This window comes from Enterococcus hailinensis, assembly GCF_045862035.1.
Lineage (GTDB): Bacteria > Bacillota > Bacilli > Lactobacillales > Enterococcaceae > Enterococcus_A > Enterococcus_A hailinensis.
The window spans coordinates 59,013-72,786 of record NZ_BAAFRV010000004.1; the positions used below are offsets into that span (position 1 = coordinate 59,013).

Sequence of the window (13,774 nt, forward strand, 5' to 3'; positions counted from 1 at the left end):
TTGGAAGGAGGGCGGTCAATTGGATTTTTATTTCACGGATCGTCAATTTGAATTGCAAGAAATCGTGTCCACCAACACTTCTACAGCGATCGTCATGGCTGGCGAAGAAGATAAACTAAGCATCGAAAATGGCAGTCGTACGCTTACAGGTACGCTTTACTTTACGAATAAGCAATCTGCACAAGTGAAAGTAGCAGCTGCAATTGGAAATTACATTCTTTATCACGATAAAAATGAAAAAGACGTATGGATGACGATCGTAGAAATCGAACACAATCCGCTGAACGGCACGCATACATTTGTTGCAGAAGATGCCGGACTTGATTTGTTGAATGAGTTAGTTGGTCCATACAAGGCTGATAAAGCTTACAATATCGCCTATTACATTAATAAATTTACGTTTGATTCAGGATTTGAAATTGGCTTTAACGAGATCCCTTCACTCACTAGAAAACTTGAGTGGGACAGTGAAGATTCAACCGCTTTGGCTCGTGTACTGTCAGTAGCAACACAATTTGACAACACAGAAGTGGAGTTTAGTTTTTCCGTTGAAAATACAACTGTATTAAAAAAATATATCAATATCTACAAGAAGCGTGGCAAAGACAATCGTCAAACGCTCTATGTCAATGTTGATGTAAATAATATCGTTGTTAAATCAGATATCTATGAGTTAGCGACTGCAATTTATGCGCAAGGCGGAACGCCTGACGGGAAAAATAGCCCAATTAATTTAAAAGGCTACAAATGGACAGACCCTAATGGACGATACGAATTGACTGCAAGTTCAGGGATTTTAAAGGATAAAGAAAACGGAGCGAAATGGTCCAGATTATTACCGGGCCAAGCGAATCCTAACGGTGCGTATATTTTACGACGTAAATCTTATGAGACGACTAATCAAAAAACACTGTTAGATAATACACTACGAGAATTAAAGAAGATTTCTGATCCAGCTATCAACTATGAAGTGGATATAGCTGATTTACCAGAAGGCATAAATATCGGTGATACGATTTATTTAGTCGATGAAAACGAGGAAGTTTATCTAAGCGCACGTGTACTGGAATTGAGTTTCATGTATTCAACAAATTCATATACCGCAGTTTTAGGAGATTATCTAATCAAACAAAGCGGAGTCTCACAAAGTTTAAACGAGCTTGCTAATGATTTAAAAGATCAAGCAAATCGAAAAAAATACGATGTGAAGTTAGAAGCGACTGCGCAAGCGTTTGTTGATAAAAAAGGCACGATTACAATTGTTGCAAAAGTTTTTGATGGAACACTTGATGTATCAACAAATTTCAGTGAATACAAATGGTCACGTATTGACTCTGAAGGTATCGCTGATCCTGATTGGACAAATATCACTAATACAGTGACGATATCGGCTGACGATCAACCGCTTTGGACGTATAGCTGTGAGGTCAGCAATCAGCTTGAAGACGGCATTCTATATGCAATAGGTTCTGACCGATTAACGATCACCAACTTATCTAACGGAGTTGACGGTAATGACGCAATTTTACTAAACATAACTAGTGTTAACGGCAATATTTTTAAAAATACTGGTGTCTCAACTGTTTTGACCGTTGCAATTATTGTTGGAGAAACACGTATTGAAACATCTGAACAATTATTAAAATTTTTTGGCTCAACTGCTTATTTACAATGGCAGATAAAAAGAGTAGGAGAATTAGAATTTACAAATATCTCGCGCAGTGATCCTCATTTATCTGATGAGGGTTTTTTATTTACTATCGGAGTTAAAGATATCGAAGAAAAAGCAACATTTAACTGTATTTTGGACTATTAAAGGAGATGAAAGAATGGCAATCAAAGCAAGTAATACAATTACACTAATACGTGTCGATGATGGTCAAGATGGTGATCCAACTGGTGTCACTGAATCAGCAACGGTTCCAGCCAATCCATATTCTGGGATGCTTTGGAAGTGTACTGGTACACTAGCTGGCTATCAACAGAATGCAATTTATCGATGGAACGGTTCTGAATGGGAGTTGTTCTTTTTTAGTGCAGCAAATATTCAAGCAGAAACGTTGTCGGCAATTACAGCGGATTTAGGAGAGGTAACTGCCGGAACCATCGATGGGGTAGATATTAATGGGTCTAAGTTTAAAAACGATTATCAATACACAGAAACTGGCGGAACTACGAGAACAGGAAAATTAGATATTAGTTTAGGGTCAATGCGTAATGAGTATAGTTCTACAAGTGGTCTCGAAGGCTTTTTCTACATTGATCGAGATGGAAATATAATTAGTGCTAAAAACAATAATGGTCAGCAAAGTCAGTATCAGCTTACTCCAGATACTCTAACGATGACTGGTTTAGGCTATCTGGGCTCAATTACCTCAAAATATGCTTCTCAGATCAACTCCGTTGGTAATAAGCTGTGGTCTGGTGAGTGGTTCGTATCAGCTTCTCAAACGATAACGCCAAGTATTAAAATGAGCGATTGTTTAAACGGGTGGGTGCTTGAGTGGCGAGGTTACACTAACGGAGCTTCAATAGATGGAGATTATAATTACACCTACATTCCTAAAATTCACGGAGCTGCACATAGCGGTGCGGTAATGTCTGTTTGGGTCGTCGGATATAATGGTGCTTCTTTTAGAAAAATTATCTATGTGACGGATTCGAATCTTAAAGGCCACTCAAATAACGCATCATCTCCAGCAAATACTTCTGTACTTACAGCGGTTTATGCATTTTAGGTTTAGAAAGAATGATTTTATTGAAAAACATTTACCAAATATTTGATGCAAAACAGCCTGACGGGACGTGGTTCAAAAAATATGAAGTGCCTGACTCGCTAGACCTGCCGCATAATTATATTGACATTGATCCACCCGAAAACTTAATTAACCCACGCTTTATTTTTGGAACAGGGTGGGTCGAAGACGATGACGCTGTTGTAGATAGTTTAAAACAAGAAAATAAAGAACTGAAAGATCGGCTGAATATGACCGAGGGCGCATTATTAGATTTAGCTGATCAAATTTTAGCCGTGAAAGGAGGTGTAGCATAATGTATTCAAATTTAGAGATGTTATACGCTATCCACGTAATTGAAGGAAAACGTACGATAGAATCTGTACCAGCTTCTATCCGCGAAAATGTGAAAGAAATCGTAGAGAATTCAAAAAAGCAAGAAGAAAAAAATTAATCGTTGCAGGAGCAATCGGCTTTTTAGCTGGTTGCTTTTTATTTCTAGTAGGAAGGTGGTAATCATTTGGGATGGAGTTAGAAGCGCAGGTTCAACAGCACGAAGACAGGCTAAAACAACATGACAAAGAACTGAGCAGATTAAATGATGTGACTATAGAAATGCAAAAATCGATGAACGAAGGGCTTGCTCGTGTTGATGAATCAAACCGGTTTTTAAGAGAGCAAAATACTCGTCAATCGGAACAAAACGCTGAAATTTTGAGAGAGGTCCTAAATCGTAACAAAGAAGAAGAGAAGCATAAGTACGAACTACGTATGATTGATAAGACGAACATATGGAAACTAATCTTGGGAATTGGTGGTGGTGCTGGCGTTGCATTTGCATTCGTGCTGGAATTGCTTAAATTTTTTAGGGGGTAATTAAATGAACATTAATTGGAAAGTTAGAATGAAAAAGAAAACATTTTGGTTGGCGCTATTGCCGGCCATTTTTTTATTGATTCAAACAATCGCTGACCCGTTCGGTTACAAATGGGATTTCGTAGTGTTGAATCAACAAGCTGCAGCAATCATCAATGCAGCGTTTGGTGTGTTAGCAATTTTGGGAATAGTGTCTGATCCAACAACAAGTGGGCTATCAGATAGCGATCAAGCGTTGACATATAAAGAGCCTAAATAATGAAAGACTAACTATATAGAGTCAAGTGAAAATTAGCTAAATCAAAAAAATATTTTATAACAGTTAATTCCAAAAAATGAGTACAACAAATAGACCTTTCACTATTAGATTTTTTTGATTGTTCAATAGCTAATCGGAAACAATCTTATAAGGTTCATTTTTAGTTAAAATAGCATGAATCACATAACAAAGCTTACGAGAAACAGCACCTAAGGCCGTCAGATGATGCTTTCCCTCAGAAATTTTTTTCTGATAAAACGCGCGAAAAACAGGATCACATTGAGAAGCAACTAGAGCAGCTGAAAACAAGGCTTTTCGTAAGTATGGAGATCCACGCTTGCTCATAACATTATGTGTTGCTTCGTATTGCCCAGATTGGGACACAGACGCGTCTATGCCAGCATAAGCAACCAGTTTTTTCGGATTAGAAAATTTGCGAATGTCTCCAATTTCACCAAGAATTGTCGCGCCATTTATAGGGCCGATTCCAGGGATTGTGAGAATAACAGAGTCTAAATTACTCATTATGCGCTTAATTTCTTTTTCAGTTTCTTTTACTTGGCTTTCGATGAATTTCAATTGTTCAATCATGGAGCGTAATTGAAATGTAAAAGCTTCTTGAGCAAATTTCACTCCAAAGGAGTTAGAAGCTGCTTGCTTCAATTGATCTGCTTTCTCTGGCTTTATTCGGTTCCTGCTTAACTCAGCTAAGTATTGAGCCAACGTTTCTGCCGAAATTTCTTCTAGCTCTATAGGAGAACTAAACTCAAGCAATAACTCTTTAGACGCTTTTCCGAAAATACCTTGTTTAGAAAAAATTGATGCATATTCAGGAAACACTTGATCTAGTACAGCTATGATTTTTCGTTTGAAGTCGCTTGCGGTACCTACTAAATAGGTTCGGTAACGTGAAAGTTGTTTTAACGAAAAAACATTTTCATCAGACAATACTGTTTCTACAAAGGAACCGTAACGCATCAAGTCAGCAATCAAAACAGAATCAATAATATCATTTTTTCGTTTTCTGATTTCTGTTCCTTTGCGCCAGCCATCGGTTTGAAGAGGATTCACAACGTGAATCAAAAAGTCTGATTCGTGGAGGTATGAAAAGATGGAGAGCCAATAATGACCCGTAGCTTCCATTCCGACAATAAAGTCAGCGGGAGTCTCTGAATATTTTGAAAGCCGCTCAATCAGGGAATCAGCTCCTTCAGTAGTGTTAGGGAAAGAAAAACCTTTTAGGATCACTTTACCTTCTTCACTCATTAAAGAAGCCACGTGAGTTCGCTTGCCGATATCAATTCCTAAGAAGTACATACATTTGACCTTTCTAAAAAAATATTTTGGATTGAAACCCGCTCAACTGAAAAGCGTCACTACCTTGTACGAGATACGGAGTAAAGCAAAAACTTTCAACATCTAACTCATACGTAATCCACTTATCAGAGAGAGGTGCCAGTCTTTCGATTACGAGCTTCAAAACTCAAGGAGGCAACGGCATAGCCTCTCAATCCAATAAATATATTATCTCAAAATGAATGAGTTAATACCAAATTAAAATAACGATGGTTCATAGGGTTATCCAATTAAAACCGGAAGGTTAAAACCCTAACTCTAATATACAAGGAGGGGAAGCAAATGGTTCTAAACGGAGTAGACGTTGCAAGTTGGCAAGCAGGCATTGATTTTTCTAAAATTGCCTGTGATTTTGCGATTATCAAAGCAACGGGTGGCAAAAGCTATGTAAATCCACATTGCGATACACAATACCAAAGTGCTAAAAAGTCTGGAAAATTATTAGGTGTTTATCACTACGCTCATGAGTCTGGAATGGAAGGTACAGCAGCGCAAGAAGCACAGTTTTTCTTGGATAATGTGAAAGGTTACATTGGCGAAGCTATCTTGATTTTGGATTGGGAATCGTCAAATAAAGGAGACGTGGCTTGGGCAAAAGCGTGGTTAGATTATGTTTATGCTAAAACTGGTATTAGACCTTTGTTTTACACTTACACCGGCGTTCTGAATAGCTACAATTTTAGCTCAATTGCAAACGCTAATTATGGTTTGTGGATTGCGAATTATGGTACAGATGCTGCAATCAATGGATTCAAACAACCTAGCGGACCTGTCAGTCCTTATTGGACATCAACAGCAATGTATCAGTATTCTTCAAATACATTCTTGAGCGGTTGGAGCGGAAGACTAGACGCTAATGTTTTTTACGGAGATAAGAACACATGGAAAGCATATGCTTCAAAAGAAGGCACAATAACTGGCTCTTCGACTACGAACAGTAGTACGCAAAAACCAGAACAACCTAAAAAAACGAAAGAGGGTAATGTAATGTTATTGTTTAAAGATAAGAAAAATGTTTACTGGTTAGTAGGAAATCAATATACGTATGTAAAAAACCCAGCCGATTTATATCAAATCAAGATCATGATGCAAAAAGCTGGATATGATACACATGAACACACGAACAGCAGTCAAATTGCATATATCAAAAAGATCGCAAAAGAATCGAAGTAAACAAACAGCCCTCTACATTATCGTAGGGGGCTTATTTTTTTAAATGATACTAAGGGGGGTGTGGTACAATGAAAAGAAAAAGCAAAGGTGTGTCGAATTTGCCAATTTACAAAATTATATATAAAGATGGTAACGAAAAAATTTGGGGGCTGTTTGGAAATAGGCGCACGATTATCCCACCAGAAAGCCTAGATAGCATTAAAGCCCTTTTTAAACAAGACAACATAGAAACTTACAATTATAATGATCCTATTATTGATACTCTCGAAAGAGTGTCTGATTTATCCAGTGAGAGATACATCCAATCTATTGCGCTTTATAAAGACAAAGCAGTTTCAGAGATTTCAGGAGAAACAATTTTAATTGGCCCCTCTATTGAACTAATTGCAAAGAATGAGCATGACGAAGTATCATTTATAGCTGCAATCAATTTAGTGAATATTACTGAAACAGTTACGGTATCATCCGCTTTTTCAAAATTAAATAATACTTTAGACTACCTTGATGATATAGAAGTTAATCGAATGGAACAGCCTAATAGAGATTATCAAAATGCTAAAAATATGCAAGTAACCTTTGATGTTAATGCAAAACTAGAAGGATTTGGAACATACGTATTTAAAACAACTATTACCTTTGAAAACGGGTACTCAGAAATGCACGAAATTCTTGTTCCCGTAGTCAGAGAAGAGGTGGATTAGTTGTCTAGTAATAATTGGTCGGGTGAAAAAGTTATACCTATATCAAATAATAAGCGTAGTAGTGGGAGCAACTCTGGAGGTGGAGGCGAGATGTCGAACTATGTGACTAAAGAAGAATTTAATAAAGCAATTGTAGATTTAACTCACCAAATAGAATTAAATCAAGTAACACTTTTATCTAAGTTCGAATCTGTTCAGAACAAAATGGACTCCATATCAGAAACTATTCCTGATAAATTGCAAATTGCATTAAATGAACAAAGTAAAGAAGATAGAAGGGATGTTATCGAAACACGTCGATATATTATAGGTACAATAATTATCGGTCTGTTAAGTGTAGCGATATCTTTATTTACGTGAAACGAAACCTCTCAGACTTAATTAGTTGGGAGTTTTTTTTATAAGTATATAATGCTTGCAAAGAAATCGGTTTCTAGGTAACATCTACTCTATTGGGAAGTCACTCGCCCATAAAAAAAGGGAACGTCAGATACAGTTACTTGGGGAAGTGGACTGTGGGGAAGATCTGACGTTCTATTTCTTTATTGTAACACGTTTAAAAAATAATAATACTCATTTAAAGTACCCTTAGTTCAATTGGTAGAATACTCCGGTTCATATCGGAAGATGTAGGTTCGAATCCTACGGGGTACATATAAAATTATAAGTTAATCAGTTTGATAATTTCGGATAAAAAGAGCGAATCGATTTTTATGATTTGCTCTTTCTCTGTTGATGATAGAGTGGTATTATTGCTCTATAATATTCGGAGGTTTCGTATGGAATTACTTTTAACAGACCAACAAGCTCAATATCTTATAAAATTATTTAAAACTACTTTAGAGAGACATGATATCTACCTATCAGAGAAATCTCAAGGTAGTATTCAATTAAAGTCATTTGAAAATCAATATGAATTTACATTAAGATATCATTTTTCAATAGGTAAGAAAACGATCCATTTCATGGATGATGAAACAAAACACACATTATTCAGAGTTCACTTAAGTGATGGATTTCATAAAAATGCTAATGGTGAAAGAGTCTACGGGAATAGAATTAATGTTTTTTCCGAAAGCGAATATTATGCAAAACAAGCTTTGGGAGATACGTCTACTCACTACAAGTGCTATTCACTACCATATGATGTTATTAATGACACTGACGATTTTTTTAAATTATTCGATAACATTTGCGAGTATGCAAATATTGAAAAACAAGGTAAAATAAATATAGAATTATCCAACCAAGAAATTTTATTCTAACTATACTAATCTAAGAAGGTGAATATCTGATGCAAGCCAAAAAAATCGCAAATAATTATATTGAATGGGTGAAAACTAATTATAATTTTAGAGATTTGAATGAAAATGGAACTATCGATATTCAAACTCCGTATTTAGATAATTTTGGTGACAACATTTCGTTTGTTATTCAGAAAAAAAATGGTAATTTCGTGGTTACCGATAATGGTTACACTGCTTGGAATTTAGAGAGTCATGGTATCTACGTATCTAAAAATAAAACATATAGAAATAACATGCTAAAGACCATTGTGAATTTAGAAGATGGAACCTTAGATGAAAATAATGAAATATTAAAGAGGTTGGATACAAAAAATCCAGGGCAGACAATACATGACTTAACTCAAATTTTAATTAAAGTCAACGATCTAACATACGTAAAAAGTTCAGTCGTTAATAATCTGTTTTTGGAAGAAGTAACACGTTACTTTAATAGCAATCAAGAGGACTATAAGAAAATACCAAGTTTTTCAATAACTGGAAAGTCTCAGTTGAATCATAGGATTGACTTTGGTTTTATCACATCAACAGGGACTAAATTGGTAAAAGTTCACAATTCGTTAAAAAGAAATACAATAGAAAGTGCTATTGCTACATTGGTGGACACGGCTGATTATAGAAAGAAATATTATAGCGAATCAGAGAGTCTAAATCTTCTTGTAAATGATTTAGATACAACCAAAGCATCAACTAATAACAATATCGAGTCTTTGAAAGAATATAATATTGACGTGATTGATTTTTCTAACAAAAAACAAGTCAAAGAAAAATTAGCTTTTGGATGAATTAGTAGCATTAAGACCCTAGCAATCGCTAAGGTCTTTTTTGGTCACGTGCTCACACTTGCATAGTATTTTTTATGGTATCGGTTACTGATTTTTTAAACACAACTTTTTTATAATATGTAAGTATACATTAAAATTTAATTATAAATAAACAACGATATTGAAAAATAATAGATAAAACTCTATTATATAAGAGTTGCTATGTCGCTTTTATATATGTAAGGAGAAAATTGAATAATGAAAAAGAAAAAATATGTAATCGGAACACTCATCGTTGTACTAACATTTATTGGTTTAGCTGGTAAAAATTATGCAGATAGCATTTTAAAATGGGGTGGGGAAGATAATATTTCTACCATCAATAGTAACTTAGACAAGTTGAGTAACTCACTATCAGTCAAGGAACAGAAAATCGCACAATTATCCAATGAATCAACTAGTACACAGAACCAATTAAATCAGTTTCAAAAAGATATTGACGGTTATCGGCAACAGTTAGAGAATTTAAAAAATGAAAATAATCAACTAGCTGGAGAAAAAACTAGTTTAGAATCTCAATTAAATAGTAAAAATGGAGAGTTACAATCTAAACAGCAAGAAATTGCGGACAAATTGAAAGAAATTGATCAAAAAAATCAAGAGATCAATCAGAAAAATCAAGAATGGAATACTAAACTGCAAGAAGCATTAAATCAAGCGAATGATCTGCGAAATACCATTAATTCACTAAATAACCAAATCAACACATTAAACAGTGAAAAGAATTCTTTACAAGCAGAGCTCGATTCTACTAAACAGCAGTTAGCAAATGCAACTAAAGAAAATTCTGATTTAAAAGCGTATATTGATAAATTAAACAAAGCTAACCAAGATGTAAAAGACGCAGCGAACAAGTCCCAACAATTAGTCGACCAACATAAATAAATTAAAAAAGATCTTAGCCTACCTACGCTAAGATCTTTTCTATTGCACATGTAAGCGTTACATTGTATAATAAAACCAATCCAAGAAAATCTTTATTTTCTGCAAGGAGCATTCGAGTAATCGGGAGCTCTTTTTGTGTTAAAATAGTATAATTCTTATTGCTGAAACCGTTTTATGCTAAACTGACATTCAGAAACTATCCATTTCTACTCCCTTTAGGGAGGGCAGGCACCCTGGCGAAAGGTGCCTGTTTTTTATTGCACTGAAACCTAAAAGTGATAAACTATTAAGTAGAGAGTAGTCCACTCTCACTTTCTTTTGCCCACTCTTTACCCTTACTAGAGAGTGGGTTTTTATATTCTCATCATTTCAAACTCCATCATAATTTTTGTTTTCCCAATAACAGCATATTTTGAAACGACAAACTGCTTTTTATCATTATAATGACCGCCAACAGCAATCTTCATTCCATCTTCCACATCAGCTAAAAAATTTAAAGAGTGACTAGCAATCAAGCAGCTAACATCATCAAGTTTAAAAAATAGTAAGGGACGCTCTGACATTTTTAAAATTTTAACGCTGCTGACAATTCCGTTTAATGATTCCATACGATCACTCCTAGAATAAGATATTTATATCATACAAACATATGTTCTGGTTGTGAAGGGGAACAATTTATTAAATTTGATTGTTCGTCATATCGCCGCCCAAAGCTAAAAACTGCATGAGTAATCACCAATATCGTTAGAGCTTGAATTTGATATTTGTTACCTGATGAAGTATATTTGTCTAGGTATTATTAAACCTCTTGAGGAACTCTTAAACCTTTGTGAATCAGGAAATAAGATAAGAAGCCTTCATGGCTGTCTTGAAAATGGACGAAGATGAACCTAAGAAGAAATAAGGGTTTCTTTGAAAATATCAATTTATAATGATTTCTATAAAAATGCCTACTAGTTACATTGATTGTAACTAATAGGCATTTTTTTATGTATTGAATTTTTAGCCCCTCCTATAGTGTATTCCTTGATTAAATTAAATTGAAATAAAATAATTTTTAATCAGTATTTACTGAAATAAATTTGATAATTCCTTAAGTGATGCGTATACTAAATAAGGATCTAGCGAGGGCATCTTTTGCTAAGCAAGTATTTTTATTATTAATTTTTAATTTTTGAGAGAAGGTAATACATGAAAGATATACGAAAATTTTTGCGTCCTTTAGGTTCTGGATTGGCAATAGGCGTTCCGTTAGTTTTAGGAATAGTACTGAAAGATCCACGGATAAGTTCTGTAGGAGCGATGGGGGCCTTTTCTTATTTGGCTTTCCAACGTATATCGATAGTTTATAATTTAAAGGCGATTTTGATCCATGGAGTGACCTTGCTGCTAGCATTTATTTTAGGGGCATTGACCGCTCTAGTTCCATGGAGTGCGCCTTTTATCATCGGTTGTTTATCTTATTCAGCTTTTCTATTTTCTAAAATCTATCGTCTTCCTAAACCAGATTATTTTTTTGTTTTAATGTTATATGCTACAGGTTTTAATTTTCATGCTAATACGGTAGGAATTATTCTGCATCAAAGTTCCTATTTGCTTTATGGTTTAGCGGGCTCAATTTTTTCTGGGCTACTAGTGTCATTGGTAGAACGATTACCACTACATACTGAAACAACTAGATTTCAAAAATTATCATTCCAGGATAAATATTATTTGGCTCTGTACCAACAACCAGAAATGGTATTGAAGGCCCTCCATTTTTCAATTATTTTATTTATCGCAACGTATATTGCTTATTTATTAAGGGATAGTAACGGGTACTGGATCTTGATTTCAGCAGCAGCTGTTTTAGCCGGTGAACATATGGAAAAAATAAAAAATCGAACGATTGGACGCGTGGTTGGCGGGATCGTCGGATTACTTTTGGGTTTTTTATTGATGTCGCTACATTTACCATTACCCATTTTAGCGGTCGTTTTGATTGTACTTAATTTTCTGACGGAGTTATTTATGCCAATCAATTACACGATTGCGAACTTTTTTACTAATCCACAAGTTTTACTTTTAATGACGATTGGCAGTAGTTTTACGCCCTTACAATTGATACCATTACGCTTTTCTGGAGCATTGATTGGTAGTTTGTTAGCAATGCTATTGATTTTTGTAATGGACTGGTCCCTTAAACAAATGGAGCAAACGATGATCCATTTTAAAGAAGAATAAAACAAGCTGTCAATTTTGATTGACAGCTTGTTTTTTATCTAGTGGTGAATTCTAATAACTGAACGCCATTTGTATCGATCGTTGAAAATCATCAATGATTTTATTCCATTTTTGAATTAAAACAATTAAAAAATGGGAGGTGTTTTGAAATTTTTAGATAGTTGATTCATTGTACGGTATCAGTTAACATATAGGTCTCTTATTTTAGAAGTAAAATAATTGAATGATTTAATAAATTTTTATATTGCAATTAAAAAAGATTTGTATTATGATTACCTAAATTAATAATGAAACATTGAAGAGAAGAGTAATTGATTATGAGACGATTAAAGAGACCCTTGGTAGGTGAAAAGAGGGATCGAGGAAGATCAATGAAGATGAGCTCTGAGTATTTGGTTTTGTTCACGCAGGCCAAACGGGATGCGACCGTTATATCGCCGGGTATATTTGTACCGGTGAGGTATTGTTTGTAAGAGCAATACGAATAAGGGTGGTAACGCGAAAATATTCGTCCCTTTATTTATCAGATATCTGATAAATAAAGGGATGGATATTTTTTTTATTTATCAAACTAATCGAGGAGTGTTAAGGATGAAAAAAATTGGTTTTTTATTGGTATTAATAAGTTGTTTGACATTATTTGCAGCTTGCGGAACGAATTCGGCAGCAACAAAAAATGATAAGATAAAAATTGGTGCTTCACCGACACCGCACGCAGAAATTTTAGAACATATCAAACCGGAATTGAAAAAGAAAGGTATTGATCTTGAAATCGTCAAATTCGATGATTACGTATTGCCAAATAAAGCATTGGAAAACGGCGATATCGATGCAAATTATTTTTCTACTGTTCCGTACTTTAACTTACAGAAAAAAGAGAATAATTATGATTTCGCAAATGTTGGAGCAATTCATTTAGAACCTATGGGGATCTATTCACACAAAATAAAAAAAGTCAGTGATATACCTGATGGAGCGAAAGTTATTGTTTCAAATGTTCCTTCGGAGTGGGGACGGATTTTGAATATTTTTGAAAAAAATAAACTAATAAAAATTAAAGATGGTGTTCAAATCGATAAAGCGACATTTGATGATGTTACTGAAAATCCTAAAAATCTGGTGTTTGACCACAGTGTTGATCCGACATTATTAACATCAGCTTACGAAAATAATGAAGGTGATTTGGTAGCAATCAATTCTAATTTTGCTTATGAAAAAGGTCTAAATCCAGTCAAAGACTCATTGATGATCGAGTCGAACGATTCTCCATATGTTAATATCGTGGCAACAAAAACAAGCGATAAAAATAATAAAGATATCAAAAAAATTGTCGAAGTGTTGCATGAACCAGCTGTACAAAAGTGGATTGAGAAAAAATGGGGCGGCTCAGTCGTACCAGTAGAGGAATAAAAAAAGAATTCATGTAAGAAAGAGTGAT

16 protein-coding genes, 1 tRNA gene and 1 other annotated feature are annotated in these 13,774 nt (G+C 34.7%); of the genes, 15 read left to right on the forward strand and 2 right to left on the reverse strand.

From position 1 onward, the window contains the following. Nucleotides 1-19 precede the first annotated feature (19 nt). From ACKTSC_RS04415 to ACKTSC_RS04440, 6 genes are all read left to right on the forward strand, one after another. Complete coding sequence (locus ACKTSC_RS04415) at nt 20-1,816, forward strand: phage tail spike protein (protein ID WP_407856948.1); 1,797 nt, start codon at nt 20-22, stop codon at nt 1,814-1,816. Nucleotides 1,817-1,829: 13 nt separating this feature from the next. Then, complete coding sequence (locus ACKTSC_RS04420; RefSeq protein WP_407856949.1) at nt 1,830-2,738, forward strand: hypothetical protein; 909 nt, start codon at nt 1,830-1,832, stop codon at nt 2,736-2,738. Nucleotides 2,739-2,758: 20 nt separating this feature from the next. Beyond that, complete coding sequence (locus ACKTSC_RS04425; protein ID WP_407856950.1) at nt 2,759-3,052, forward strand: hypothetical protein; 294 nt, start codon at nt 2,759-2,761, stop codon at nt 3,050-3,052. Beyond that, nucleotides 3,052-3,189, forward strand: a complete 138-nt coding sequence (locus ACKTSC_RS04430) for a CD1375 family protein (protein WP_332654394.1) — start codon at nt 3,052-3,054, stop codon at nt 3,187-3,189. The genes ACKTSC_RS04425 and ACKTSC_RS04430 overlap by 1 nt, the downstream gene beginning before the upstream one ends. Before the next feature lie 71 nt (nt 3,190-3,260). Continuing rightward, nucleotides 3,261-3,611: a hypothetical protein gene (locus tag ACKTSC_RS04435; protein ID WP_311924850.1), complete on the forward strand. Its 351-nt coding sequence runs from the start codon at nt 3,261-3,263 to the stop codon at nt 3,609-3,611. A gap of 4 nt (nt 3,612-3,615) precedes the next feature. After that, nucleotides 3,616-3,870, forward strand: coding sequence for a phage holin (locus tag ACKTSC_RS04440; RefSeq protein ID WP_407856951.1), 255 nt, complete (start codon nt 3,616-3,618; stop codon nt 3,868-3,870). Between the two features lie 129 nt (nt 3,871-3,999). Here ACKTSC_RS04440 and ACKTSC_RS04445 read toward each other — a convergent pair whose 3' ends face one another. After that, complete coding sequence (locus tag ACKTSC_RS04445) at nt 4,000-5,187, reverse strand: IS110 family RNA-guided transposase (protein WP_010748508.1); 1,188 nt, start codon at nt 5,185-5,187, stop codon at nt 4,000-4,002. A 321-nt stretch (nt 5,188-5,508) separates the two neighbouring features. Here ACKTSC_RS04445 and ACKTSC_RS04450 point away from each other — a divergent pair, with 321 nt between their 5' ends. The 7 genes from ACKTSC_RS04450 (at nt 5,509) to ACKTSC_RS04480 (ending at nt 10,113) form a co-directional block, all read left to right on the forward strand. Beyond that, on the forward strand, nt 5,509-6,399 hold the full coding sequence (locus ACKTSC_RS04450; protein WP_407856952.1) for a GH25 family lysozyme: 891 nt from the start codon (nt 5,509-5,511) through the stop codon (nt 6,397-6,399). Between the two features lie 68 nt (nt 6,400-6,467). Continuing rightward, a complete protein-coding gene (locus ACKTSC_RS04455) occupies nt 6,468-7,100 on the forward strand; it encodes a hypothetical protein (protein ID WP_407856953.1) in 633 nt (210 codons plus the stop codon). Next, nucleotides 7,101-7,460, forward strand: a complete 360-nt coding sequence (locus tag ACKTSC_RS04460) for a hypothetical protein (RefSeq protein ID WP_407856954.1) — start codon at nt 7,101-7,103, stop codon at nt 7,458-7,460. It begins immediately after the preceding gene. Between the two features lie 222 nt (nt 7,461-7,682). Next, nucleotides 7,683-7,754, forward strand: a tRNA-Met gene (locus tag ACKTSC_RS04465). A 125-nt stretch (nt 7,755-7,879) separates the two neighbouring features. Then, nucleotides 7,880-8,365: a DUF6978 family protein gene (locus ACKTSC_RS04470; RefSeq protein ID WP_048718013.1), complete on the forward strand. Its 486-nt coding sequence runs from the start codon at nt 7,880-7,882 to the stop codon at nt 8,363-8,365. A gap of 29 nt (nt 8,366-8,394) precedes the next feature. Then, on the forward strand, nt 8,395-9,189 hold the full coding sequence (locus tag ACKTSC_RS04475) for a DUF1828 domain-containing protein (RefSeq protein ID WP_048718014.1): 795 nt from the start codon (nt 8,395-8,397) through the stop codon (nt 9,187-9,189). Nucleotides 9,190-9,426: 237 nt separating this feature from the next. Continuing rightward, the gene (locus ACKTSC_RS04480; RefSeq protein ID WP_407856955.1) at nt 9,427-10,113 is read left to right on the forward strand and encodes a DNA-directed RNA polymerase subunit omega; all 687 of its coding nucleotides are present in this window, start codon (nt 9,427-9,429) and stop codon (nt 10,111-10,113) included. Between the two features lie 353 nt (nt 10,114-10,466). On the opposite strand, the gene ACKTSC_RS04485 is transcribed toward ACKTSC_RS04480, so the two are convergent. Then, nucleotides 10,467-10,721, reverse strand: a complete 255-nt coding sequence (locus tag ACKTSC_RS04485) for a hypothetical protein (RefSeq protein ID WP_407856956.1) — start codon at nt 10,719-10,721, stop codon at nt 10,467-10,469. Nucleotides 10,722-11,304: 583 nt separating this feature from the next. On the opposite strand from ACKTSC_RS04485, the gene ACKTSC_RS04490 reads away from it, so the two are divergent. Both ACKTSC_RS04490 and ACKTSC_RS04495 read left to right on the forward strand, forming a co-directional pair. Further along, on the forward strand, nt 11,305-12,336 hold the full coding sequence (locus ACKTSC_RS04490; RefSeq protein ID WP_407856957.1) for an FUSC family protein: 1,032 nt from the start codon (nt 11,305-11,307) through the stop codon (nt 12,334-12,336). 286 nt (nt 12,337-12,622) lie between these two features. Further along, nucleotides 12,623-12,855, forward strand: a binding site (T-box leader). 72 nt (nt 12,856-12,927) lie between these two features. After that, the gene (locus tag ACKTSC_RS04495) at nt 12,928-13,746 is read left to right on the forward strand and encodes a MetQ/NlpA family ABC transporter substrate-binding protein (RefSeq protein WP_407856958.1); all 819 of its coding nucleotides are present in this window, start codon (nt 12,928-12,930) and stop codon (nt 13,744-13,746) included. The last annotated feature ends 28 nt before the right edge of the window (nt 13,747-13,774 follow it).

Bases quoted from the DNA above. Each gene is read 5' to 3' on its own strand.
- ACKTSC_RS04430 (WP_332654394.1), top strand. From the start codon at position 3,052: ATGTATTCAAATTTAGAGATGTTATACGCTATCCACGTAATTGAAGGA.
- ACKTSC_RS04435 (WP_311924850.1), top strand. From the start codon at position 3,261: ATGGAGTTAGAAGCGCAGGTTCAACAGCACGAAGACAGGCTAAAACAA.
- ACKTSC_RS04480 (WP_407856955.1), top strand. From the start codon at position 9,427: ATGAAAAAGAAAAAATATGTAATCGGAACACTCATCGTTGTACTAACA.
- ACKTSC_RS04495 (WP_407856958.1), top strand. From the start codon at position 12,928: ATGAAAAAAATTGGTTTTTTATTGGTATTAATAAGTTGTTTGACATTA.
- ACKTSC_RS04420 (WP_407856949.1), top strand. From the start codon at position 1,830: ATGGCAATCAAAGCAAGTAATACAATTACACTAATACGTGTCGATGAT.
- ACKTSC_RS04450 (WP_407856952.1), top strand. From the start codon at position 5,509: ATGGTTCTAAACGGAGTAGACGTTGCAAGTTGGCAAGCAGGCATTGAT.
- ACKTSC_RS04490 (WP_407856957.1), top strand. From the start codon at position 11,305: ATGAAAGATATACGAAAATTTTTGCGTCCTTTAGGTTCTGGATTGGCA.
- ACKTSC_RS04445 (WP_010748508.1), bottom strand. From the start codon at position 5,187: ATGTACTTCTTAGGAATTGATATCGGCAAGCGAACTCACGTGGCTTCT.
- ACKTSC_RS04470 (WP_048718013.1), top strand. From the start codon at position 7,880: ATGGAATTACTTTTAACAGACCAACAAGCTCAATATCTTATAAAATTA.
- ACKTSC_RS04455 (WP_407856953.1), top strand. From the start codon at position 6,468: ATGAAAAGAAAAAGCAAAGGTGTGTCGAATTTGCCAATTTACAAAATT.
- ACKTSC_RS04475 (WP_048718014.1), top strand. From the start codon at position 8,395: ATGCAAGCCAAAAAAATCGCAAATAATTATATTGAATGGGTGAAAACT.
- ACKTSC_RS04440 (WP_407856951.1), top strand. From the start codon at position 3,616: ATGAACATTAATTGGAAAGTTAGAATGAAAAAGAAAACATTTTGGTTG.
- ACKTSC_RS04485 (WP_407856956.1), bottom strand. From the start codon at position 10,721: ATGGAATCATTAAACGGAATTGTCAGCAGCGTTAAAATTTTAAAAATG.